We start from the raw sequence: 22,315 nt of genomic DNA, 5'->3' as shown, positions 1-22,315 counted from the left end.
GGGGCTACTCTCGCTTGATGATGCGGTCGACCATGAGGTCCGACCAGAAGCCCGGCCGGAAATCGCGCCGAAGCGCCTCCGGGTCGTAATCCGTCTCGACCCAGTCGAGGAAACTCTGTCCGCGCGGTTCGCCCTCCTGCAGGTAGCGCGCGAAGAAAGCATCGAGGATGCCGGTCCGTGCGAAGCGGAAATGTCCGTAGCGGGCCGAGAGCTGCAGCATCGCCTCCCGCACCGGCACGCCCTCATGCAGGATCAGGAACAAGGCAGCTCCGAGCCCCGCACGGTCCGCGCCCGACTTGCAGTGCATCACGGCCGGATACTCGATCGCGGCGAACAGCGCCTGAGCCTCGCGGATGGTCTCCTTGGCGGGCGGCTCGCGCGAGCGCAGGACGAGGTCGACGAGCGCGAGGCCTTGCCGCTCGCAGGCCTCGCGTTGGAGCGGCCAGGAGCCGTGCTCGCGCCCACCGCGCAGCGAGATCACGCTCCTGACGCCCTGCCGCTTGAACCACGCGAGCTGATGCGGACTCGGCTGAGCTGAGCGCCAGACGAGTCCGCTCCCGACACGGTGGCGGTTGGGATAGGCGAGCCGCAGGACGCCGTGGTCGAGCAGCAGCATGTTTGCCCAGGCCCCGGCACGGGCGAGCGGCCCGGCGATGGGCCTTTCGAACCGCGCGATGCGCGCCAAGCGCCGCGCGGAGCGCGCCTCGAAGGAGAGGTAGCGGTTGAACACGATGACTGGCTGCGGGGCGTCTCGGCAGGGTTCGCCGAGCCGCCGATCTAACAGGCGGCCCGGCGCCCGACAATTCGAGCTGTCCGCTGCCTTGGTTTCGCCATTGCCCCGGCGCTCCTTTTGCCGGCATCATCCGCCGACCTGCTTCGGAGGCCCGCGCATCCATGAGCACGAAGACCGTCAGTATCCGCCGGGCCAGGCCGGACGACATCGGAATGCTGTCGGCGGTGTTCGAGGCCGCATGGCGCGAGGCCTATCAGGGAGTAATCCCGGGCGTGGCGCTGCAGAAGTTCATCGCCAAGCGCGGTCCGAGCGCTTGGCGCGGCATGATCGGCCGGGGCCGCGGCCTTGCCGCGATGGAATTCGGCGATCAGGTGGTGGCCTACGCCGCCTATGGCCGCTCGCGCGACCGGACGCTCACCGCCGAGGGCGAGGTCGACGAACTCTACGTCGCGCCGGAATATCAGGGGATCGGGCTTGGCTCGCGCCTGTTCCGTGCGGTGCGCAACGATCTCGCCGACCACGGCCTGGCCCGCGTAGGCGTCTGGGCCCTTGCGGACAACGATCGCGCCCGCGCTTTCTACGAGGCGCTCGGTGGCCGGCCCGGCCCGGAGGCGATCGAGCGAGTCTCGGGGGCCTGCCTGCCGAAAGTCGCGTACATTTTCGGATGAAACCTCTGCCGACGGCCCCGGTTATGGCTGAACGGCCGATTTCCTTGGCGCGCGGGGCGGTTTAGAAGCCTGCCGCAGGAGCAAGGCTGGCTCCCCACGTCCGCAGGAAACGCGCTGATGATCATCGACAACATCTCGATCGGCAAGACCCCGCCTCACGACGTCAACGTCATCATCGAGGTGCCGATCGGCGGTGAGCCCATCAAGTACGAGATGGACAAGACCTCCGGCGCGCTCGTCGTCGACCGCTTCCTCTACACCTCGATGGTCTATCCGGGGAATTACGGCTTCATCCCGCACACGCTCTCGGGCGACGGCGATCCGTGCGACGTGCTCGTCGCCAATACCCGCGCGATCGTGCCGGGTGCCATCATGAGCGTGCGCCCGGTTGGCGTGCTGGTCATGGAGGACAACGCCGGCGAGGACGAGAAGATCATCGCCGTGCCCTCGCGCCACCTCACCGCCCGCTACGAGCGCATCCAGAACTACACCGACCTGCCCGACATCACGATCCACCAGATCCAGCACTTCTTCGAGCACTACAAAGATCTGGAGCCCGGCAAGTGGGTGAAGGTCGTCCGCTGGGGCGACAAGGAGGAGGCGCACCGCCTCATCCTCGAAGGCATCGAGCGCGAGAAGGCCGCGAAAGCCGGCAAGGCCTGACTGTCAGAGGTCAGGGGTCACGCCGGACGTCAGGCTATCGCTCTGATGATCCGGCGGTAGCCCACCGATCGTCCGATCGAGAACGATGTCGATCGGCTCCGGAGCTGCAACATAGGAAGCAACGGCGAGAACGTCAGGCGTCTCGCCGAATGCAACACCGAGCTCCTGCGGGCCACGCCAGACGACTTGCGTGGAAAAGCTCTCGCCGCTCTTCTGAACGACCAATCGAAATTTGTCGGGAATACCGAAGACGCTGTCGACAAGTAGTCTTGCCCCATCAGGCGACCGATCGATCATTCGGCAGGCGACAGGATTACCTGTCTTTGTGAAGATGAATGCCACGCTGTCAGCACGGACGCGTGGCCTTTTTCTGCGCTCGATCACGAACTGTCTCCCGTTATGCGGAGACTATACGCGCAAAAGTTGTGGGCTGTCGGTTGCTGAAACGTTAAAAGAGCTTGGCAGTTACAGCTATCTTGTCCCGCAGGTTGTAATCAGTTTTCCCCGCACAGGAGCCTAGCGCTGCATCGGCTTTCCCGTCTCGCCGATGGTTTGCTCGCGCGGACAGGCCTTATGCGAGGGCGCCGAGGGCGGAGAAGCCGATGGCGCTTAGGTCCAACGTCAATCGTCGCCCACGCCGAACAGCTTCTCCAGGAAATTGCGGTCGTCCTGGCTGTGGCGGCGATCGCGCGGTGCTGGCGGCGGGCGGGTCGAAGCGGTCTGCTGGGGCTCGCCCGTAATCGCGCCGATGATGTCCCCGATCGGGTTCGGAGTTGCCTGCGCCACGGCCGCCTCGGGCCGCGCGTGCCAGCGGTTCATGCCGGGCAGCGGTACCGGCTTCTCGCCCTTCAGGGCGACCGTCATGTAGGTCTTCCAGATCTCCAGCGGCAGGCTGCCGCCGGTGGCCTTCTTGGTCGACTCACCGTCGTCGTTGCCGAGCCAGACGCCGGTGACGAGGGAACCCGAATAGCCGATCATCCAGGCATCGCGGTAATCCTGGCTGGTGCCGGTCTTGCCCGCGAGCTCCCAGCCGGGGATCTCGCCCTTCTTGGCGGTGCCGCTGACGAAGGTCTCGTGCATCATCGCGTTCATCATGCCGTCGGCGTCCGGCGACATGACCCTGCCGAGGCCGCCTGCGCCGCGCTTGTACAGCACCTTGCCGTCCGCGCTCTTGATGCTCGCGATCACGTAGGGGATCACGCCGGTACCGCCATTGGCGAAGGCACAATAGGCGCCGACCATCTCCATCGGCGTGACCTCGGAGGTGCCGAGCGCGATCGAGCCGTTGGCCTGCAGCGAGGACGAGATGCCGAGGCGCTGGGCGGTCTGCACCACGGTCTTGGGGCCGACCTCCTGCCCGAGACGCACGGCGACCGTGTTGAGCGACTGTGCCAACGCGTCCCGCAGCGTCACCGGGCCGCGATAGGCGTGGGTGTAGTTCTCAGGCGACCAGTTGCCGATCTTCACCGGCGCGTCGTCGCGCACGGTGTCCGGTGTCAGGCCGCGCTCGATGGCGGAGAGGTAGACGAAGGGCTTGAACGACGAGCCTGGCTGGCGCTTGGCGGTCGTCGCGCGGTTGAACTGGCTCTGCGCATAGTCGCGGCCACCGATGAGCGCGCGCACCGCGCCGTCCGTCTTCATCGAGACCAGCGCGCCCTGGCCGACATTGTAGCGAACGCCCTTGGCGTTCAACTCGTCGACGAGCGCCTTCTCGGCCGCCGCCTGTAGGCCGGAATCGACGGTGGTCGACACCACGATGTCGGCCTCGAATTTCGGCAGGAAGTCGTCGAGCACATCCATGACGAGGTCGGCGACGTAGTTCGCCGATCCACCGCCACGGCTCGAATAGGTCCGGGCCGGCTGCGCCATTGCGACCTTGACGTCCGCCTCCTTGGCGAAGCCGAGTTCCTGCATGGCCGCCAATACCTGCGCCGCACGCGTCTGGGCCGCCTTCAGGTTGCGGTTCGGTGCAAGACGTGACGGGGCCTGCACGAGGCCGCCGAGCATGGCGGCCTCGGCAAGGCTCACGTTCTTGGCGGGCTTGCCGAAATAGCGCTGCGCGGCCGCCTCGACGCCGTAGGCGCCGGCGCCGAAATACACGCGGTTCAGATAGAGTTCGAGGATCTCGTCCTTCGAGTATTTGTGCTCCAGCCAAAGCGCCAGGATCGCCTCCTGGATCTTTCGGGAGGCGGAGCGCTCGGGCGTCAGAAAGAGGTTCTTGGCGAGCTGCTGTGTGAGCGTCGAGCCGCCCTGCGAGACGCCGCGCCGGGTCAGGTTCTGCACCACCGCGCGGGCGATACCGACCGGATCGACGCCGAAATGGTCGTAGAAGCGCCGGTCCTCGATCGCGACGAAGGCGCGCGGCAGGTAGGGCGGCAACTCCTTGATCGACACCGTGCGGCCGCCGGTCTCGCCGCGATTGGCGAGCAGCGAGCCATCGCTGGCCAGAATCGCGATGTTGGGCGGCCGCTTCGGCACGCTGAGCTGGTCGATCGGCGGCAGTTGCGAGGCGTGATAGGCCACAAGCCCGGCGACGCCGATCACCAGCCAAAGGCCGACGACGACGCCCGTATAGACGAGCTTGCCCAGGATCGATCCGCGCCGGCGCGAGCGGCCGCGCGATCCGCCGCCACCTTTGCCGCCCTTGGCCGGCGGCCGGCTGCCCCGATCCGTCGAACCCGATCCGCGCTTCGCCACGCCGCCCCCTGCGCGATCGGCTCCCGTGAGGCGGATGTCGAGGGTGCCGCGATCCGCGCCGCGACCGTCGGGCGCGTCGAAATTCGGCTCTTGCCTCGTCGTCCGCCCGCGTCCGTTTGCCATGTGCCCGATCTGACCCGTTCCGTCCGAAGCCGCATGAAGCGGGCCGGCCAGCACTGGTTCCGCATGGTAATTGCGGCGGGTTTAGGGAGCGTTAACCCATAAAATCCGTTTATTTAACAAATACATACACTTACGACTGCCATTCCCAGCTCGTTGCCGGCCCGTTCACGAGGCATCCTTGACCGCACGGCGGGTGAGGCGGGTTTCTACGAAGCGGCGGTGCGCCTCCAGCTGCTCACGGTCGTAGACGGTGTCGGTGGTGCGGACCCTGAGGTGGCCGGCGAGTTTGGCCGGGCCTCGATCTGGCCGCCGCCTCGGCTCTCAGTGACGTCGCTGCGTGAAGTCCGTGGCTCCAGAGTTCGGCGGGCAGCTTCCCTCGGTGCGGACGCGCTTCCACATCCGCTCGAACTGGCGCTGCGTATAGAGCAGGCTGGTTCGCTCGCTCACGATGATCGGGCCGGTGCGGGCCTCGACCGGAATGCGCTCGATTTCCTCTAAGGCCATCGGGCGGAGCATCAAGTCGATCAACACCTCGACAACGGTGTTTTCCGCGGTCTTGGTCGGGGGCAGCGCAGGATCACATCCCTGCCGATGGAGCGCTATTCCAGGCTGGCCCACTTCTGGCCGTTGCCGATCACTGCGCTCCGCACCGGTGCGTCGCACTGATGCTCGATCGGATCGTCGGCGCAATCATAGCGATCAGCGAGAGTTCACGGTCGCCGATCGCGCATCAACCAAACATCGATGGCCAAACGCAAACGACCTCGATTGCCTGGCCATTGTTGGAGCTCTGCACCACGCGCTGACGATCCGTGTCGTCGCGCGTGACGATAGCGCCTATCTGAAAGCACTCCCGCTTCAGGTGATCAGGTATATCACAGCCGGCCCGGTTCGTCCTGGAGGGTTTTATTTTGTCCCGACGGTGGAATGAAACTCTGCGGCCAGCGTTTATTAGTTAGGCTTTCCGTAGAGCCTTCGACCCAACTGAGCCCGCCCGGTTCGCCGCGGCGGGCTTTTCTGCTTGGATCGGATCGGGTCAAAAATTGAAACTGGAACCGCCAGTTTCCACTCAATCGGCAAGAAGTTGTGCCGGTTGCAGGACTTGAACTCGCGACCTGCCACTTACAAGGCGGTTGCTTAGGCCAATAAACTAATCCTCAATCTTGAAGGCGATCCGCTCAGCGATCCATGACGTGTTGCAGCGTTTCGTGAGGCGCGGTTCAATTGGCGTGCATCTGGCTTGACCGCCATTGCCTAAAAATTGCGATAGCGCCGAATAACGCAAGCTTTCTCTTTCAATGACTTACGCTGGCGAAAGCGCTAGCCCACTGTTTTCGAATAGGCAGCAGGCACATAGACTAAAGTGTGTCGTCGCGCACGCGCTCTCTGATCTGAGGCGCGGCGATAGGACGGTTCGGTGGCCGAGCCGTTCCATACATTGTTGCGCGCCGTCTGAACCAACGCGGGCGACCCCGGTTCACCGGATTGGGCACCCTGCTTGCAGAGTGCCTTTCCGAGAAGCGCCGCACGACGCCAGGGAGCGACCCTCGCATGATCGGCCTGTACTTCGTCACCTGCCTCGCCGCGAACCCGGCCCACTGTGTCACGCGCACGCATTACTTCGACGAGCCCGTGCAGACACCGATGCAATGCCTGACGCTTGCCCAGCTCACGATGGCCGGGTGGCAGAACGATCACGAGCATGAGCGTTGGCGAATCGAGCGCTTTCGCTGCGGAGGTCCGCCGCGCGATCCCGGCTCGATTATCTGATCGGGAGTTCGTAGCCCCGCACTCGGTCGACTTGCCTCGTGTAGGCCGAACCGACCTCTGTCATGCTGCCGTCCAGGGAGTCAGGCTCTGCGGCGCAGCCGTTGCCGACCCACTCGTCCAGCGCGGCTCTCATCGCATTCAGCCCGTCCCCTTCGCCGAAGCGGGTTTTCACTTGGTGCGGTATCAACCCTGATCGGCGCGCTCGCGCGCGAGGAAGTCGTTCATCAGCCCAAGGGCCTTACGGATGTTCTCGGCCGAGTTCGCGTAGGACAGCCGGATATAGCCCTCGCCGCAGACGCCGAAATCGGGACCGCCGATCACGGCGACGCCGGCCTCCTCCAACAGCGCAGAGGCGAGCTTCTTCGCTTTCCAGCCGGTCTCCGAGATGTTCGGAAAGGCGTAGAAGGCCCCCTTCGGCGAGATGCAGGAGACGTTCGGCAGGGCGTTGAGACCGTCGACGACGATCCTCCGCCGCCGGTCGAACTCGGCGACCATTTCAGTCACGCAATCCTGCGGGCCGTTCAGGGCGGCGATGCCGGCCCATTGCGTCGCGGCGTTGACGCAGGAATGCGAATTGACGGCAAGCTTGCGAGCCGCATCGTAGAGCGACTTGGGCCAGACCGACCAGCCGAGACGCCAGCCGGTCATCGCGTAGGTCTTCGATGCACCGTCGAGATAGATCAGCCGGTCGCGGATTTCCTCGTAGTTCAACAGCGAATGGTGCTGCTCGCCGTCGTAGGTCATCGTCCCGTAAATCTCGTCGGAGAGCACCGCGAGGTCGGGGTGCTCGGCCAAGCCCTTCACGAGCTTGTCGATCTCCGCCTTCGGCGTGACGCCGCCGGTCGGATTGGCCGGCGAATTGACGATGAGCAGCCGGGTCTTGGGCGTGATCAGCGCCAGCGTCTCCTCCGCGGAGAAGGCGAAGCCGTTCTCCTCGCGGATGGGCACCGGCACCGGCGTTGCGCCGGTGAACTCGATCATGGAGCGGTAGATCGGGAAGCCAGGGTCCGGATAGAGAATCTCGACGCCCGGTGCGCCGAACATCAGGATCGCCATGAACATGGTGACCTTGCCGCCGGGCACGATCATCACCGAGTCCGGATGAACGGTTACCCGATGGCGCCGCAAGATGTCCGAAGCAACCGCCTCGCGAAGCGGCAGGATGCCGACCGCCGGCGTGTAGCCGTGATGCCCGTCACGAAGGGCCTTGATACCGGCCTCGACGATGTGGGCGGGCGTCGGCATGTCGGGCTGGCCGATGCCAAGGTTGACGATGTCGCGGCCTTCCGAGGCAAGCGCGCCGGCGCGCGCCAGCACGGCGAAGGCGTTCTCCTCGCCGATACGGTCGAAAGCGGGAACGACGTGGAGCATGCTGTCCTCGTTCGGTTGAGCCCCGCTTATCAGGCGCGGCCGAGGCGGCCTGTGGCGGCCGCTCCCGGACGACGCCCGAGCAAGAAATCAGCCGTTCGAGCGCTCGGCGAGCTTGCTGGCCGCGAACGAGATCGCGCCACCGACGATGATGAGGATTACCGAGGTCTTCACGGCTGCGTAGAACAGGTCCGGCAGGACGCCAGTGTCGGTGTAGAGCACGAGACCGATGGCCGCGAGCGGCAGGCAGAACAGGATACCGAGCGGAACCAGCGGGTTCATGGACAATCACTCATGTTGAGCGGGGTCGGATCCCCGCATCCGGAAAACAGGTGCTCATAGCACCGCTCCCGCGCCGAGGGAAAACCCCTTCATCAACAATTTTGCCGGCCGTCCCGATGGGCGAGTGGCTGCTGATCCGCTTTGCACGCCCGGCAAGATCAAGGAGTGACAGCGCCTCCACCGGACATCCGATCCTTCGTTTTCAAAACGACAAACTGATGATGTGTGCCAGGATTTTTGCTTTAGAAATGTTATAGATTCAATTTGTGCTGTAGAAGGCTGTGATATTATTGCGACGGATTTCCAGACGAGATGTCCGATAAGTCGGATCTGATCTTTTGGAATTCTTTGCTTCATGATTCAGCCGTCGCATATCCTGCTGTTCAGCGTATCGATGCTCGCTTTCGTCCATGCGGGGCAGGCCGTAGCCCAGCAGTCGGTCCAGCTCGATCAGGTCGAGGTCGTCGGCGACGGCTCGGGCTCCGGCGCCGATGGATCGAGTGGCGCGCCCGGCATCGTCGCGACCCGGGGCTATACCGGCATCGGCGGACGCACGGCGACGAAGACCGACACGCCGATCTTGGAAACTCCGCAGGCGATCTCGACGGTGACGAATCGTCAGCTCGAGGACCGCCAGCCGCAGTCGTTGGTGGAGGCGGTGGCCTATGTGCCCGGTGTCAATACCGGGCAGTTCGGCTTCGATCCGCGCTACGATGCCTTCAAGATCCGCGGTATCGACGTGACCTATACGGGCGTCTTCCGCGACGGTTTGCGCCAGATCAACAGCCCCAACGGCCTCTTCCGGCTGGAGCCTTACGGTCTGGAGGCGATCACCATCCTGCGCGGGCCGGCCGCGTCGATCTACGGCGCCAGCAGTTCGGGCGGCATCGTCGATCTGATCTCGAAGCGTCCGACCTTCGTGCCGCTGCGCGAGATCAACCTGTCTACCGGCTCCTACGACCGTATCCAGGGTGCCTTTGACCTGTCTGGCCCCATCGAGGGCAACCCGACCATGGCCTACCGGCTGACCGGCCTCGTGCGCAGCTCCGGTACGCAGATCGATGCGATTGCCGACGACCGGGTCTTCATCGCCCCGGCCTTCACCTGGAAGCCCGACGAGGACACCAAGCTCACCCTGCTTGCCGAATACATGAACTCGAAGACCGGCGGCACGGCCGCCTACGTGAACAATTACGATCCGGTGACCTTCACCTCGATCGGGGCGACACGGGTCTTCGCCGGCGACAAGCGCTTCAACGACTTCATCCAGGATCAGGGCCGCATCGGCTACGAATTGGAGCAGCGACTGTCGGACGCCATCGTCCTGCACAGCCGGTTCCGCTTCTCAGGCCTCTCCACGAACCAGGAATACGTCTCCTCGACTTTCCCAGGCCTCGTCCTGGAGAGCAACAGCGGCATCGTCGCCGACAACTACTTCGAATCACGCTTTCGTACGGGCTTCGCCGAGCACCAGCTGATCACCGGTGTCGACGTCACGAGCCTCGACTACACTTCGCGTCAGGGCTTTGGCACGCAGCCCTTCACGAGCACCTTCACCTACGTTCCGCCGATCACCACTCGCGACCGGCAGAATCTGACGGAGGTCGGGCTGTATGCGCAGGACCAGATCAAGGTCGATGCGTGGCGCCTGACCCTCGGCCTGCGCCACGACTGGCTCGACACCACCTTCACCAGCGGCGCCGTCGGGTCGCCATCGAGCACCTTCACACGCCAGGACGGCCAGACCACGGGCCGCGCTGCGCTGAGCTACGTCACGCCCTTCGGCGTCGTGCCCTATGTCAGCTTCGCCACGAGCTTCGTGCCCAATCCCGGCACCGTCCTGAACGGCGCCGCAGGCTCCGGCTCGCTCGCTGCGCCAACAACCGGCCAGCAGGGCGAGATCGGCGTCAAGTACGAGATTCCAGCCTACAACGCCCTCGTCAGCGCCGCCTTGTTCGACATCGATCAGAAGAACGGTGTGGTCTTTGAGGCTTCGTCCGGCGTCAACGAGCAGATCCAACTCGACCTGCGCTCGCGCGGCTTCGAAATCGAGGGCACCGCTTCGCCTCTGCCGGGCCTCAACCTGACGGCATCCTACTCGTACAACGACGTCGAGATCACCAAGCTGACGGCGGCGACGGTGGGCAACACACTGAACGCCTCGCCGTATCACACGGCCTCGATCTACGCCGACTACACGATCCAGGGTGGGACCTTCGACCGGTTCGGCTTCGGTGCCGGCGTGCGCTACGTCGGGTCGAGCTTCGGCGACAACGTCCATACGCCAGCCCTGAACAACGCGCCCGGCACGTTCGTTGACGCCGCGCTCCACTACGAACTCGGCGCCCTCGACCCGCGCTTCGAGGGCGTGCGCCTGCAGGTCAATGCCACCAACCTTCTCGACGACGTTCAGCAGGTCTGCACGTCCGGCTACTGCTACTTCAACCAAGGGCGCCGGATCATCGCCAACCTGCGCTACCGGTTCTGAATGCGGGAGGCCTGACGCTAGGACGAGGCGGGAATGCACCATCGCCTTGGCCGCCGGATCGTGTCCCCGCGATGCCCGAGGATGGATCGGATGGGGCTCGCCATGAGCGGATAGCAGGCGCGGACGATCAGCCGGTCCGGCAAGAGGACACGGTTGCCGGACTAGGAAGAGCGGTATGACGGCAAGGTGCGGGTTCTCGCTGGCGCGAGTGCCCGGATGACGGTGCTCCGGCTCGAGATACCCGCGGACATGCGGCGGCTCCGAAGAGCGATGCCGTGGCAACCGCTTAGAACCGTGTGCACAATTGCAAATCCGCTGCCTCGGCGTGCATTTTGCATTCAATTTGTGCGATGCTTGTGTAATTCTTCGCCTCATTCACGCAACATTCGGGCTCGATGGCAGAGAAGCGTGAGACGGGGTCGCTCCAGTGACCACGGCACCCGCGGCACCCTCCGGAGCGAAACCCGGCCCGCCTGATGTCTTCACCAACGATGCCTTCATCGACGCCCGCTACCGCCGAGCCCCAGGTCGCGGTGCTGCCGGCCGCGCGGTCGCATTGGCGCGTGATCGGGCGCGCCCTGCCGCGCGCCGTCGGCTTGTGCCTGACCGTCGTGGCGGCGATCGCGATTCATCGCACGCTCGGCCGCGTCTCGATCGAATCGGTGACGAAGGCCTACGACCAGATTCCCGATGCGTCGCTGATGCTGGCGCTGGGGCTGACTGCGGTGAGTTTCGCCGCCATCGCGATCTACGATCTCATCGCCGTTGAGGCGGTGGCGCCAGGGCGCATCCCTCGCATCGCGGCCCTCGCCACGGGCGCTGGCGGCTACGCGGTCTCGAACGCCCTCGGCTTCCCAATCCTGACGCAGGGCGCCTATCGCGTCCGCGCCTACGGATCGCGTGCCTCGGGTCTCGCCGATGTCGGTCGCGTGCTCGGCGCGTCGTGGTTCGCGCTGCTGATCTCGCTCGTCACGATGACCGCTCTGGCCCTGATCTGTGGCCCCGAGCATTTCAGCGGCTTCGGCAACACCACGTCCCAGGTCGCCGCTCTGCTCGGCATGGCGGTGCTCGGTCTCGTGGCCGGATCGCTGATCTGGCTCGGCCCGACCTCCCGGACCCTGCGGGTGCGCAGCTTCGAACTGCGCCTTCCGACCTCGCGCGCGGCGCTGCTTCAGATCTGTGCAGGCATCGTCGACATCACGGCGGCGGCCGGCACGCTCTACGTGCTGCTGCCAGCGGATGTGGTGCCCGGCTTCCCGGCCTTCCTGCTCGCCTATATCGCGGCCACGGTCGTCGGCATCGCAAGCCATGCGCCGGGCGGCCTCTGCGCCTTCGAGGCGACGCTGCTGGCGAGCCTTGGCCTCGCGGACCGGCCCGACCTGTTCGCGGCTTTGCTTGCCTACCGCATCATCTACATGCTGCTGCCCCTCGGCCTCGCGCTGACCGGCTTGGCGGCCGTGGAAGTCTATCGCCGCCGCGAACCGATCCAGGCCTCCCTGCGCTTCCTCGAACCGGCGGTGCCGGCCGCCTGGTCCGCCATCGCCTTTGCTGGTGGCGCGATGCTGCTGGCTTCCGGCGCGACCCGCGACCTCGCCTCGCGCATCGCCGTGCTGTCCGATGTCGTGCCAGTGCCCTTCATGGAGGCCTCGCACTTCGCTTCCTGCCTCGTGGGCGTCGCACTGCTGGTGCTCGCGCGCGGCTTGTACCGGCGCTTGGCGCGAGCCTGGAACGCTGCCCTGATGCTGCTCGTGCTCGGCGCCGGCTTCGCGCTCGGCAAGGGACTCGACTGGGAGGAGGCCACGCTTCTCGCCGTGCTCGCCGCTCTGCTCGCCCTGTTCCGCGGCTCGTTCTACCGCTGCCCCAAGGCCAACCCTTTCGCGGTGAGCCGGATCTGGCTGAAGCGGGCCGGGTTGCGCTCGACGCTCGCGGCCGGAGGCCTGCTGACCGCCGCTTCCGCGGGCCTCGGCTTCCTCGGATGGACACATGTCGCTGTCGCCGACGCACTCTGGTGGCAGATCTCCTGGGACGGGAGCGGCTCAGGCGCCGCTCGCGCCACCTTCGCCGTCGTGGTGGCTCTCGCCGCAGTCGGCTTCGACGGCGCCGTCAACCATCGCGGCCGCCGCCGCGAGCCCGAGCCCGCCGTGCCTGCGGCCATCGCTGATCTCGTCGCCGCCTCGCCGAACGCCTCAGCCGCAATGGCGCTCCTCGGCGACAAGGAATTCCTCACGTCGCCCGACGGCGAGGGCTTCGTGATGTATGCCCGCGCCGGCCGCAGCCTCGTCGCGCTGGGAGATCCCGTCGGACCGGCCCGGCTCCAGGCGGACCTCGCCTGGTCGTTCCGCGAACTCGCGGACCGGACCGCTGCGCGCCCGGTCTTCTACGGTGTGGGCCCTGAAAACCTCGCCCTGTTCCTCGACATGGGCCTGACGGCCCTGAAGCTCGGCGAGGTCGCACGCGTCCCGCTGGCGGATTTCTCGCTCAAGGGACCGGCGAGACATGACCTCCGCTACGGCCAGCGCCGTGCCGAGAAGGAGGGCCTCACCTTCGAGATCCTGCCGCGCGAGCGGGTTCGTGCCGCCATGCCGGAGCTGCGCGACGTCTCGGACGCCTGGCTGGAGCTCAAGCAGGGCGGCGAGAAGCGTTTTTCCATGGGCGCCTTCGACCCCGCCTATCTGTCGCGCTTCGACATTGCGGTGATGCGCAAGGACGGCCGCATCGTGGCCTTCGCCAACCTGCTGCGCGGTGCCGGCCACAACGAGATCGCCATCGATCTCATCCGCTACGCGCCGGACGCCTCGAAAGTGATCATGGACGCCCTCTTCGCCAACCTGCTGCTGGCGGCGAAGGAGCAGGGCTATCGCTGGTTCAACCTCGGCGCCGCCCCGCTCTCGGGCCTCGTCGACAAGCGGCTGGCCTCGCGCTGGAACCGCTTCGGCGCCTTCCTCTATCGCCGGGGTGCCGACCTCTACAGCTTCGACGGCCTGCGCAGCTTCAAACAGAAGTTCGATCCGGTCTGGACGCCCTACTATCTGGTCTGCCCCGGCGGGCTGCAGACGCCGAAGACGCTGCTCGACGTCGCGACGCTGGTGAATGGCTCACCGTTCGGCTTGATCCGGCGATGACCCGTCGCCTCCGCCTCGCCGTCGGCGGGGCGATCCTCCTGGCCGTACTCCTTGGCCTGGTCTGGATGCTGACCAGCCGGCCTGGCGGGACGGTGATCGTTCCCGAGCGCATCTCCTCCTCGCATCTCGACGATGTCGAGGTGCAGGCGCCCATGGGGACGCCGGTCGGGCTGGCGGCCGTCGTCTCCGGCGCCGGAGGAACCGGTGAGGCGGAACGCACGATCGGCGCGGCGCTTCGGGCCCGCGGCTTCATCGTGCTCCAGCTCGATCTGGAGAAATGGCGCGCTGCGCTGAACCGCGACACCACGCCCTGCATCCGCCCCATCGTCGATGTCGAGTTGCTGGCCAAGGAGGCGCAGCGCTCGCTCAAGGGCGGCAGCTATCTCCGGCCGGTTCTCGTCGGGCTGGGCGAGGGCGGCACGCTCACCGAGGCGATCCTGGGGCGGACCTTCGCGGCGACGCTCGGCGGCGGCGTGGCCCTCGATCCCGCCGCCTCCTTCGCAACTGCCCGCGCGATCTGCGACGATAAGGCTCCGGTGGCCGCTCCCGTGCCGGTATCCGGCGGCTTCGCCTACCCGCTGCCGGCGAAGACGCAGGCTCAACTCACCGCGGTGAGCGCCGCCCCCACGGCAGCCGCTGCCGACGCGGCCGCTGGTGCTGGCCCCTTTGCGGTTGAGCGCCATGTCGAGGCCGACTCCAACCGCCGCACGGCCGCTGCCGTCGATGCCGCTGCGGCCATCGCTGCGCAGGATGCCGGCACGGGCGGGCTGCCGCTGGTCGACCTGCCCGCGACCGGCACGACGAGGGCCTTGGCCCTGTTCTTCTCTGGCGACGGCGGCTGGCGCGACATCGACAAGACGATCGGCGAGCATCTGACCCGCGACGGCATCCACGTGGTGGGCCTCGACGCGCTCCGCTATTTCTGGACCGACCGAGAGCCCAAGACCGTTGCCGCCGATGTCGCGGCGATGCTGCGCGGCGCCGATCCCGACGGCACGCTGCCGGTGATCGTGCTGGGCTACTCCTTCGGCGCCGACCTGTTTCCGTTCTCCTGGAGCTATCTACCCGCGTCGATCCGCGACCGCATCCGGCTGATCGCGCTGCTGGCGCCCGGTCGCAGTACCGGTTTCAGCGTCTCGGTGAAGGGCTGGCTTGGCTATGGCGGCGCGCATGCGGTGCTGCCGCAACTCGCGGCGCTTCCGCTCGAGCGCGTGTTCTGCGTCTACGGTTCGAAGGAAGCCGACACCACGCCTTGCCTCGACCCGAGCCTTGCCGCCACGCGCCGCCTGCTCATCGATGGCGGCCACCATTTCGATGGCGATTATCCTGCGCTCGCCCGGCGCATCATCGACGAGGCACGGCTGCCGCGGTGATGGGTGGCCGTGCTCGACTGCGGTACCTGAAATCCGGCTCGTGTTCCCTGCTCACGCGCAGCGGAAGTCATATTGCCGAAAACGTTCACCGGTGATGCCTGCCGGAGGGGAATCGATGCCCGATCGCAAACCGGCCGTGCTGTTCGTCTGCCTCGGTAATATCTGTCGCTCGCCGCTGGCTGAGGCCGCGTTTCGGCGCGAGGCCGAGCGCAGTGGTCTCGATGTCGCGGTCGACTCCGCCGGCACGAGCGGCTGGCACATCGGGTCACCGCCGGACCCCCGGGCGCAGGCGGTGGCCCTGAGCCACGGTGTCGACATCTCCGGCTATCAGAGCCGGCAGGTGCAGCGGGAGGATTTCGCGCGCTTCAGCCACATCGTCGCCCTCGACCGCGAAAACCTCGCTGCGCTGAAGCGGCTGCGCCCGGCGGATGGCGCCGAGCTGTCGCTGCTGCTCGACCACGTTCCTGGCCGCCGGGGCGAGGCGGTGGCCGACCCCTATTACGGGGATGATGCCGGGTTCGACACGACCTGGGCCGACGTCACCGCGGGCGCAAAGGCTCTTGTAGAGCGGCTGAAGCGGTGAGCGGGCTCGCCGAACACGGGGCAGCGTTGCTCGGCGGCAGGCTTCTGCGGGCCGAGGCCATCGGTGGCGGCAGCCTGTCGAGTGTGATTCGTATCCTCTTGGATGACGGGCGCGAGGCCATCGCCAAGGACGGGCCAGCGCCTATCGTCGAAGCCGCGATGTTGCGCGCGATCCGCGCCTCCGGGGCGCCCGCACCCGAGGTGTTCGGAGCCGATGCCACGGGCATCGTCATGGCGTGCCTGCCGACCGGGCCTGGGGATGCCGACCGGGATCTCGGCCATGCCGTCGCCCGGCTCCACGCGGCGACCGGCGACCGCTACGGTTGGGAGAGCGACTACGCTTTCGGCGAAGTCGCCATCGAGAACGCGTGGAGCGAGGACTGGCCCAGCTTCTGGGCCGAGCGGCGCCTGCTCTGCCATTGTCGGCATCTCGACGCGCCGCTCGCGCGCCGCCTCGAAGCCCTTGCGGCGCGCCTCGCCAAGCTTCTGCCGGCGAGGCCGCGACCGGTGCTGCTGCACGGCGACCTCTGGGGCGGCAACGTGCTCACCGACGGGAGCCGCGTCTCCGGCCTGATCGATCCGGCCTGCTACCATGGCCACGCCGAGGTCGATCTGGCGATGCTGACGCTTTTCGGTGGCCCGGGATCATCCTTTCGCGAGGCTTACGGTCCTGCCGAGCCCGGCTTCGCTGAGCGAGTGCCAATCTACCAGCTCTGGCCGGCCCTGGTGCACTTGCGCCTGTTCGGGACGGGTTATCGCGGCATGGTCGAGACCCGGCTTGCGGCGGCTGGGGCGTAGGGCACTCGGCTTGCTGGGCATTGCGGCGACGCAACTGCCAAGCCGAGTGGACAAGGCTCGCTCACATATAGGAAAATTAGCATAGTAGCGGTATGCTGTCAATCGACTTCGCGTGGGGCCGATTCCTGCCGAATGGGGCCGTTTCGAGCGTGGGACGGCCTGGGACAGGTGGGACAGGTGTCCCGAACGTTCGTTATTCCGTCCGGCGTCAGGCGGGGATCCGCACCGTCGCGCGCAGGCCTCCGAGCGGGGAATCGTGCAGCGAAACGTCGCCGCCGTGGGTGCGGGCGATGTCCCTGGCGATGGCGAGGCCGAGCCCCGAACCGCCGGCATCCTGCCGGGAATCGTCCAGCCGCACGAAGGGCTTGAACACCTCCTCGCGGCTCTCGGCCGGCACGCCGGGACCGTCGTCGTCGATGGAGACGAGGAAGGAGCGCCCATCGACGCGCCCGCCGATGGCGACAGTGTCGCCGTAGCGTGCGGCATTGGCGGCGAGGTTGAACAGGCAGCGGCGGAAGGCGTCAGGCCTCACGGTGACGATCGGCCTTCCCTCGAGGGTCACCGCGTTCACATGCGCACCCAGGCGCTCGACATCGGTGCGCAGGTCTTCGAGCAGCGCGCGCATGTCGGTGGCAGCAGCGGCCTCGGCGGAGTCGCCGCGGGCGAAGGCGAGGTAGCCCTCGAGCATCCGGCTCATCTCATCGACGTCGCGGCGCAGGTCCTCCACGTCGGGGTTCTGCTCAACCAGGGCGAGCGAGAGCTTGAACCGTGTGAGAATCGTGCGCAGGTCGTGGCTGACGCCGTTGAGCATCGTCGTGCGCTGCTCCATGGCGCGCTCGATGCGCCGCTTCATCTCGATGAAGGCGTGGCCCGCCTGCCGTACCTCGCGGGCGCCGCGTGGTTTGAACTCGATCTCGCGGCCCTTGCCGAAGCTCTCGGCCACCTGGGAGAGGCGGACGATGGGCTTGATCTGGTTGCGCAGGAACAGGATCGCGACCCCGAGCAGCACCATCGACGAGCCGATCATCCACACCAGGAAGATGTGCGAGTTGGAGGCGTAGGCCTGGCTGCGCCGCGCCGTGACCCGGAGCACGCCGCCGGGAATCGCGACGCGAATCTCGATGAGATTCGAGCGACCGACGGTATCGATCCAGAACGGCCGCTTGATCTGCTTCTTGATTTCCTCCGAGAGCGCCTCGTCGAGGATGGAGAAGAACGGCCGCGGCCCTGGCGGCGGCAGCTTGGCACCCTTTAGGATGTCGAGATCGAGGTTCAGCCGGTCTCCTGCGATACGGGCCAGCGTCTCGGCATCCTTGTCCTGCGGGTAGGTCTCGTAGATGTCGATCAGCGCGGCGATGTCGGCGGTGACCGCAGAGGAGAGCCGCCGCGTCACGAGCTGCCAGTGCCGCTCCATGAAGGTGTAGGCGATCACCGACTGCAGCAGCACCATCGGCGCGATGATGATGATCAGGGAGCGGGCATAGAGCCCCTTCGGCAGCGCGTCGCCGACGAGGCGCGAGACGCGACGCCAGAGTCCGCGCCGGCGCAGCGGCGTCTTCCCTTGCTGATCGGACGCCGCGCCGACGATGGTACCCTCGATCGTGCGGCCCTCGGCCATGTCCGGCCCCGCGTCAGTCGACCGCGAGGCGGTAGCCGACGCCGCGCACCGTCTGGAGGTAGATGGGGTTGGCCGGATCGACCTCGGTCTTGCGGCGCAGGCGGTTGATCTGCACGTCGATGGTGCGCTCGCCTGCCCAGCCGCCGGCCAGTGCCTCGCGCTCCACGTTGGCGCCGCGGGCCTCCGCCAGCATGGTCAGGATCTCGCGCTCGCGCTCGCTGATCTTCACGGCTTCGTCGCCGCGCCGCAACTCGCCCCTGTCGATCTTGTAGGTGAACGGCCCGAAGCTCACCTCGCCACCGGGGCTGCGCGCAGCCCCGGCAGGGGCGCCGCGCCTGAGGATGTTGTTGAGCCGCAAGATCAATTCCCGCGGTTCGAAGGGTTTCGGCAGGTAGTCGTCGGCGCCGATCTCCAGCCCCATCACCCGGTCGTTGGAGTTGGAGCGGGCCGTGAGCATCAGGATCGGCACGTTGGAGGTCTCGCGGACCTGCCGCGCGTAGTCGAAGCCGTTCTCGCCGGGCATCATCACGTCGAGGACCAAAGCATCGAAGACGAACGCCTTCGATCGGGAGCGCGCCTCGGGCACGTCCCCGGCGGCGGTGACGCGAAACCCCTGCTCGGTGAGAAAGCGGGTCAGCAGCTCGCGCACCCGGCGGTCGTCGTCGACGACGAGCACGTGCGGTGCGTGATCCGGCAATTCTGCCCGCGGTTTAGGAGATGCGGTCGTCATCAGGCGGCCTTCGTCCGGCGCGCCATGAGGCGGCGGACCGCGGCTCGCTCCTCGGGCTCGATCAGCGCGAGCAGGAAGCTCTGCGCCGAGGCCAGGGCCGCACCAAGATCGTCGTTCGCGCCCCGCCCCGGCTGATCGACCAGAGCACGGGCGACGCGGCGGATCTGCACGCGGCTGAGTTCCTCGGCGAAGCGGATGCCGGCTTCGGTGCAGAAGAGCAGCCTCTGGCGCCGATCGCTCGTGCCGGTGCGCTGCACGATGTAGCCCTGCTCGATCAAGTCCTTCAGCACCCGGTTGAGGCTCTGCTTGGTGATGCGCAGGATATCCAGGAGTTCGGCGATCGTGAGACCCGGATAGCGGTCGACGAAGTGTAGCACGCGATGATGGGCCCGTCCGAAGCCGTACTCCGCCAGGATGCGGTCTGGATCGGCGACGAAGTCGCGGTAGGCGAAGAACAGGAGTTCGATCAGATCGTCGCCATCGTTGCGATCGGGGAAGCGCGGCTCCACGATCGGAGCAGTTTCAGCGCGTTCGGCTGTATTTGTCGTCGCTCGGTGGGGCAAGGCGGTTGCGACCTCGACGGGCGATCGGCGCGGATAAGTCAGTGTTATTGACATATCTCAGCCTCGTTGTTAGGCGTCAACCCTTCCGGCGCCGCCCCAGGATCATCCTATTCGGCCCGCCGTTCGAGCCCGCGGCGGCCGCGAGCCGCGCAAAAGGAACCCGACATGTCTGTGATCCCGTTCGACCAGCGCGAGGGCACCATCTGGTTCGATGGCGCCATGGTGCCGTGGCGGGATGCGAAGATCCACGTGCTGAGCCACGGGCTGCATTACGGCTCGTCCGTGTTCGAAGGCGAGCGCGCCTATGGCGGTGTGATCTTCAAGAGCCACGAGCACGCGGAGCGCCTGAAGCGCTCGGCGCAGTATCTCGACTTCGAGATCCCGTACTCGGTCGAGGAGATCGAGGCCGCCAAGGATCTCGTGCTCAAGACGAGCGGACTGCAGAATGCCTATCTGCGCCCGATCGCCTGGCGTGGCTCGGAGATGATGGGCGTGTCTGCGCAAGGTAACACGATCCACCTCGCCATCGCCGCCTGGGAATGGCCGAGCTACTTCGATCCCGCAACGAAGATGAAGGGTATCCGCCTCGACCTCGCCGACTACCGCCGGCCCGATCCGCGCACCATCCCTTCGGCCTCCAAGGCGGCTGGTCTCTACATGATCTGCACGATCTCCAAGCACCGCGCCGAGAACAAGGGCTACGCTGATGCTCTGATGCTCGACTGGGAGGACAACGTCGCCGAGTGTACGGGCGCGAACATCTTCTTCATCAAGGACGGCGTCATCCACACGCCGACCGCCGATCGCTTCCTCAACGGCATCACCCGCCAGACCGTGATCGAGCTGGCCAAGCGTCGCGGCTACGAGTTGATCGAGCGCCGGATCAAGCCGGAGGAGATCGAGGGCTTCTCAGAGTGCTTCATCACAGGCTCCGCGGCCGAGGTGACGCCGGTTTCTGAGATCGGTCCCTACCGGTTCACGCCGGCCGCAATGACCAAGACCCTGATGGATGATTACACGGCCGAGGTGCAGCCGCGGGCAAAGGCCGCCTGATCAGGCAATCTGCTTCAGCACGAGACCGCGCGACCATCTTCTGGGATCGGAGGCTACGACAAGGCTTCCGATCCCGTATGCCGTCCCCAAAATCCAGCGGAACCCATCGGAAGGCCAGACGTTTTCTGGAACAGTTAGTGAACAGAAATGGTGGTCTCATGACGAAAGCAGTGAACGACACGCAACAGAATCCGAAGGTCGACCCCGATGATTCCTCGAACCGTATCAAGGATCCGGACGAGTGGACGACAGGCGGCGAGCCGATGACAGGCGCGCAGGCCTCATACCTTAAAACCCTGTCGGAGCAGGCCAAGGATCCGAACGCCTTCGATGCAGATCTCGACAAGGCTGAAGCCTCGAAGCGGATTGATGCCCTTCGGCACGCCGTAGGGTCGGAATAAGCTGACCCAACCGCATCTCGAATTTCAGTGTAAAGATTTGAGATTATCGGACCAAGTTAAGATGTCTGCAATCGTTCGAAGCCAATGGTGACGAGTTGCAGTCTGGCGAAGGTTCGACCGACGTGTTCAACCCTGTTCCCATTGATCCCGCAGAAGAGGCGCCTCGGCGTTCGCTTCTGGCGCGGTTCAGAGCGGATTGCAGCGGCGCGACCGCTATCGAGTACGGCCTTATTGTGGGAATGATTGCGCTTGCTGTGACGCCAACCATCAGGAATGCGATCACCAAACTTTGGGACACAGTGGTCGATGGTGTAAACGCGAAGTAACGGCGATGGCCTTATTTCCGTGAGCTTTTCGCATCTGGCGCCGGTCGTAATGAATGCGCTTCGCCGTTAACCGGTCTACTTAGCCTTACGACGGGCGGATGGTTTGCTGACGGCACCGCTGCTTTTGGGTCGAGAGGTAATCGGTTGTTCGTTGGGATCCGGCCTATTGAGGCTGGATGCTCCGTGTTCGGCTGACGTAGGCGCCTCGACAGACTTGCTCCAGAACGCGTCGAAGATGTCCTGCATCGCCTTTGCATTCTGCTCCTGGACCTGGACACCGGTCTGGAACATCTGCTGAAACGCCTCGAACGGTGCCTCATCCGTGCCGTCGGTCTTAGCCGGCTGCGGCTCGGCGGGCTGCTCCGGCGCGACGGTCGTTCGCGACGACACAGGCGCTTCGCGGGATGTCGAGGACGGCTTGTCCTCCGAGCGGGGCGACGGGTTGGATGCGCCGGTGAACTGGTTGATCCAATCACTCCAGAATGCGGCTACCGGGAAACTGGGGTCGGCCGGCGGTGACGGTGCAGGCTGGTGTTGGGCTGGAGCAGCCGGAGGCTGGTTGACCAGAACGTGGACGATGCCGGCGACCACCATCCCAGCCATCACCGGCAACATCTGGCGGAGAGCCTGCTGGCCAATGCCGCTGGCTGCTGAGGCTTGCTGAAGCACGGCCTGGCTCAGCATCGGAGAACCGAAGAGTTGTCCGAGGAAGTCGGGCTGCGCGGGCGCTTGCGGCTTGGACGCCTGGCCGAAATACGACTCGGGATTTGCCATGCCCAACATGCGCCCGAAGCCCATCGGATCGCTCGCTGCACTGCGCTGGAGCCCGGCCGCGATGGCTGGCAACAGCGCGGTCATGGCGCTTCGACTCTGCTCGGGGGTAAGGCCGAATTGCTGTCCGATCGTCTGCATGCCGGGACCGGCCTGGTTCTGCAGGATGTCGAACAGGTTGAACAT

21 protein-coding genes are annotated in these 22,315 nt (G+C 66.0%); 11 read left to right on the top strand and 10 right to left on the bottom strand.

Translation table 11 applies throughout. The features are described 5' to 3' along the window. Positions 1-4 precede the first annotated feature (4 nt). Positions 5-730 carry a fused DSP-PTPase phosphatase/NAD kinase-like protein gene (locus tag MGN01_RS17250; protein ID WP_147048068.1) on the bottom strand — a complete coding sequence of 242 codons (726 nt, stop codon included), beginning with the start codon at positions 728-730 and terminating at the stop codon, positions 5-7. A gap of 164 nt (positions 731-894) precedes the next feature. Here MGN01_RS17250 and MGN01_RS17245 point away from each other — a divergent pair, with 164 nt between their 5' ends. Then, positions 895-1,401: a GNAT family N-acetyltransferase gene (locus MGN01_RS17245; protein ID WP_147048067.1), complete on the top strand. Its 507-nt coding sequence runs from the start codon at positions 895-897 to the stop codon at positions 1,399-1,401. A gap of 117 nt (positions 1,402-1,518) precedes the next feature. Continuing rightward, positions 1,519-2,064 (top strand): inorganic diphosphatase, encoded by a 546-nt coding sequence (ppa, locus tag MGN01_RS17240; protein ID WP_147048066.1) that lies wholly within the window; start codon positions 1,519-1,521, stop codon positions 2,062-2,064. 3 nt (positions 2,065-2,067) lie between these two features. Here the strand turns inward: ppa and MGN01_RS17235 are convergent, their stop codons facing one another. From MGN01_RS17235 to MGN01_RS17225, 3 genes are all read right to left on the bottom strand, one after another. Then, positions 2,068-2,448: a PilZ domain-containing protein gene (locus tag MGN01_RS17235; RefSeq protein ID WP_147048065.1), complete on the bottom strand. Its 381-nt coding sequence runs from the start codon at positions 2,446-2,448 to the stop codon at positions 2,068-2,070. A 237-nt stretch (positions 2,449-2,685) separates the two neighbouring features. Further along, complete coding sequence (locus tag MGN01_RS17230) at positions 2,686-4,884, bottom strand: transglycosylase domain-containing protein (protein WP_147048064.1); 2,199 nt, start codon at positions 4,882-4,884, stop codon at positions 2,686-2,688. A 321-nt stretch (positions 4,885-5,205) separates the two neighbouring features. After that, complete coding sequence (locus MGN01_RS17225) at positions 5,206-5,388, bottom strand: hypothetical protein (protein WP_147048063.1); 183 nt, start codon at positions 5,386-5,388, stop codon at positions 5,206-5,208. Positions 5,389-6,435: 1,047 nt separating this feature from the next. Between MGN01_RS17225 and MGN01_RS17220 the strand changes: the two genes are divergently transcribed. After that, positions 6,436-6,654, top strand: coding sequence for a hypothetical protein (locus MGN01_RS17220; protein WP_147048062.1), 219 nt, complete (start codon positions 6,436-6,438; stop codon positions 6,652-6,654). Between the two features lie 183 nt (positions 6,655-6,837). On the opposite strand, the gene MGN01_RS17215 is transcribed toward MGN01_RS17220, so the two are convergent. Both MGN01_RS17215 and MGN01_RS17210 read right to left on the bottom strand, forming a co-directional pair. After that, complete coding sequence (locus MGN01_RS17215) at positions 6,838-8,025, bottom strand: pyridoxal phosphate-dependent aminotransferase (protein ID WP_147048061.1); 1,188 nt, start codon at positions 8,023-8,025, stop codon at positions 6,838-6,840. Positions 8,026-8,112: 87 nt separating this feature from the next. Then, positions 8,113-8,304: a hypothetical protein gene (locus MGN01_RS17210; RefSeq protein ID WP_147048060.1), complete on the bottom strand. Its 192-nt coding sequence runs from the start codon at positions 8,302-8,304 to the stop codon at positions 8,113-8,115. A gap of 355 nt (positions 8,305-8,659) precedes the next feature. On the opposite strand from MGN01_RS17210, the gene MGN01_RS17205 reads away from it, so the two are divergent. The 5 genes from MGN01_RS17205 (at position 8,660) to MGN01_RS17185 (ending at position 16,667) form a co-directional block, all read left to right on the top strand. Continuing rightward, positions 8,660-10,792 carry a TonB-dependent siderophore receptor gene (locus MGN01_RS17205; RefSeq protein WP_147048059.1) on the top strand — a complete coding sequence of 711 codons (2,133 nt, stop codon included), beginning with the start codon at positions 8,660-8,662 and terminating at the stop codon, positions 10,790-10,792. Between the two features lie 491 nt (positions 10,793-11,283). Continuing rightward, positions 11,284-13,914: a bifunctional lysylphosphatidylglycerol flippase/synthetase MprF gene (mprF, locus tag MGN01_RS17200; protein WP_147048058.1), complete on the top strand. Its 2,631-nt coding sequence runs from the start codon at positions 11,284-11,286 to the stop codon at positions 13,912-13,914. Next, positions 13,911-15,287: an AcvB/VirJ family lysyl-phosphatidylglycerol hydrolase gene (locus tag MGN01_RS17195; RefSeq protein WP_147048057.1), complete on the top strand. Its 1,377-nt coding sequence runs from the start codon at positions 13,911-13,913 to the stop codon at positions 15,285-15,287. Before mprF ends, MGN01_RS17195 begins: the two co-directional genes overlap by 4 nt. A gap of 115 nt (positions 15,288-15,402) precedes the next feature. Beyond that, entirely contained in the window at positions 15,403-15,870 is a 468-nt protein-coding gene (locus MGN01_RS17190; RefSeq protein WP_147048056.1) for a low molecular weight protein-tyrosine-phosphatase, read from the top strand. Next, positions 15,867-16,667: a fructosamine kinase family protein gene (locus MGN01_RS17185; protein ID WP_147048055.1), complete on the top strand. Its 801-nt coding sequence runs from the start codon at positions 15,867-15,869 to the stop codon at positions 16,665-16,667. The genes MGN01_RS17190 and MGN01_RS17185 overlap by 4 nt, the downstream gene beginning before the upstream one ends. Positions 16,668-16,875: 208 nt before the next feature. Here the strand turns inward: MGN01_RS17185 and MGN01_RS17180 are convergent, their stop codons facing one another. From MGN01_RS17180 to MGN01_RS17170, 3 genes are read right to left on the bottom strand one after another with little or no spacing between them, the layout of a single operon-like run. Continuing rightward, on the bottom strand, positions 16,876-18,285 hold the full coding sequence (locus MGN01_RS17180) for an ATP-binding protein (RefSeq protein WP_147048054.1): 1,410 nt from the start codon (positions 18,283-18,285) through the stop codon (positions 16,876-16,878). Between the two features lie 13 nt (positions 18,286-18,298). Continuing rightward, positions 18,299-19,015, bottom strand: coding sequence for a response regulator (locus MGN01_RS17175; protein WP_147048053.1), 717 nt, complete (start codon positions 19,013-19,015; stop codon positions 18,299-18,301). Beyond that, positions 19,015-19,632, bottom strand: a complete 618-nt coding sequence (locus tag MGN01_RS17170) for a MarR family winged helix-turn-helix transcriptional regulator (RefSeq protein WP_147048052.1) — start codon at positions 19,630-19,632, stop codon at positions 19,015-19,017. Before MGN01_RS17170 ends, MGN01_RS17175 begins: the two co-directional genes overlap by 1 nt. Before the next feature lie 111 nt (positions 19,633-19,743). Here MGN01_RS17170 and MGN01_RS17165 point away from each other — a divergent pair, with 111 nt between their 5' ends. From MGN01_RS17165 to MGN01_RS17155, 3 genes are all read left to right on the top strand, one after another. After that, positions 19,744-20,631: a branched-chain amino acid aminotransferase gene (locus tag MGN01_RS17165; RefSeq protein ID WP_147048051.1), complete on the top strand. Its 888-nt coding sequence runs from the start codon at positions 19,744-19,746 to the stop codon at positions 20,629-20,631. 158 nt (positions 20,632-20,789) lie between these two features. Next, positions 20,790-21,032 carry a DUF3072 domain-containing protein gene (locus MGN01_RS17160; protein WP_147048082.1) on the top strand — a complete coding sequence of 81 codons (243 nt, stop codon included), beginning with the start codon at positions 20,790-20,792 and terminating at the stop codon, positions 21,030-21,032. 140 nt (positions 21,033-21,172) lie between these two features. After that, a complete protein-coding gene (locus MGN01_RS17155; RefSeq protein ID WP_147048081.1) occupies positions 21,173-21,358 on the top strand; it encodes a Flp family type IVb pilin in 186 nt (61 codons plus the stop codon). A 75-nt stretch (positions 21,359-21,433) separates the two neighbouring features. Here the strand turns inward: MGN01_RS17155 and MGN01_RS17150 are convergent, their stop codons facing one another. Next, positions 21,434-22,315, bottom strand: a complete 882-nt coding sequence (locus tag MGN01_RS17150) for a DUF937 domain-containing protein (RefSeq protein WP_147048050.1) — start codon at positions 22,313-22,315, stop codon at positions 21,434-21,436.

Origin of the sequence: Methylobacterium gnaphalii (assembly GCF_007992215.1) — a bacterium.
In the GTDB taxonomy this organism is placed as follows: Bacteria; Pseudomonadota; Alphaproteobacteria; order Rhizobiales; family Beijerinckiaceae; genus Methylobacterium; species Methylobacterium gnaphalii.
Note: the sequence above shows the minus strand (reverse complement) of the source record. Positions and strands in the feature narration are given on the sequence as shown.

Excerpts from the sequence above, each read along its gene's own strand:
- MGN01_RS17245 (WP_147048067.1), top strand. The coding sequence starts at position 895 with ATGAGCACGAAGACCGTCAGTATCCGCCGGGCCAGGCCGGACGACATC.
- ppa (WP_147048066.1), top strand. The coding sequence starts at position 1,519 with ATGATCATCGACAACATCTCGATCGGCAAGACCCCGCCTCACGACGTC.
- MGN01_RS17230 (WP_147048064.1), bottom strand. The coding sequence starts at position 4,884 with ATGGCAAACGGACGCGGGCGGACGACGAGGCAAGAGCCGAATTTCGAC.
- MGN01_RS17225 (WP_147048063.1), bottom strand. The coding sequence starts at position 5,388 with ATGGCCTTAGAGGAAATCGAGCGCATTCCGGTCGAGGCCCGCACCGGC.
- MGN01_RS17220 (WP_147048062.1), top strand. The coding sequence starts at position 6,436 with ATGATCGGCCTGTACTTCGTCACCTGCCTCGCCGCGAACCCGGCCCAC.
- MGN01_RS17215 (WP_147048061.1), bottom strand. The coding sequence starts at position 8,025 with ATGCTCCACGTCGTTCCCGCTTTCGACCGTATCGGCGAGGAGAACGCC.
- MGN01_RS17210 (WP_147048060.1), bottom strand. The coding sequence starts at position 8,304 with ATGAACCCGCTGGTTCCGCTCGGTATCCTGTTCTGCCTGCCGCTCGCG.
- MGN01_RS17205 (WP_147048059.1), top strand. The coding sequence starts at position 8,660 with ATGATTCAGCCGTCGCATATCCTGCTGTTCAGCGTATCGATGCTCGCT.
- mprF (WP_147048058.1), top strand. The coding sequence starts at position 11,284 with ATGCCTTCATCGACGCCCGCTACCGCCGAGCCCCAGGTCGCGGTGCTG.
- MGN01_RS17195 (WP_147048057.1), top strand. The coding sequence starts at position 13,911 with ATGACCCGTCGCCTCCGCCTCGCCGTCGGCGGGGCGATCCTCCTGGCC.
- MGN01_RS17190 (WP_147048056.1), top strand. The coding sequence starts at position 15,403 with ATGCCCGATCGCAAACCGGCCGTGCTGTTCGTCTGCCTCGGTAATATC.
- MGN01_RS17180 (WP_147048054.1), bottom strand. The coding sequence starts at position 18,285 with ATGGCCGAGGGCCGCACGATCGAGGGTACCATCGTCGGCGCGGCGTCC.
- MGN01_RS17175 (WP_147048053.1), bottom strand. The coding sequence starts at position 19,015 with ATGACGACCGCATCTCCTAAACCGCGGGCAGAATTGCCGGATCACGCA.
- MGN01_RS17170 (WP_147048052.1), bottom strand. The coding sequence starts at position 19,632 with ATGTCAATAACACTGACTTATCCGCGCCGATCGCCCGTCGAGGTCGCA.
- MGN01_RS17165 (WP_147048051.1), top strand. The coding sequence starts at position 19,744 with ATGTCTGTGATCCCGTTCGACCAGCGCGAGGGCACCATCTGGTTCGAT.
- MGN01_RS17160 (WP_147048082.1), top strand. The coding sequence starts at position 20,790 with ATGACGAAAGCAGTGAACGACACGCAACAGAATCCGAAGGTCGACCCC.
- MGN01_RS17150 (WP_147048050.1), bottom strand. The coding sequence starts at position 22,315 with ATGTTCAACCTGTTCGACATCCTGCAGAACCAGGCCGGTCCCGGCATG.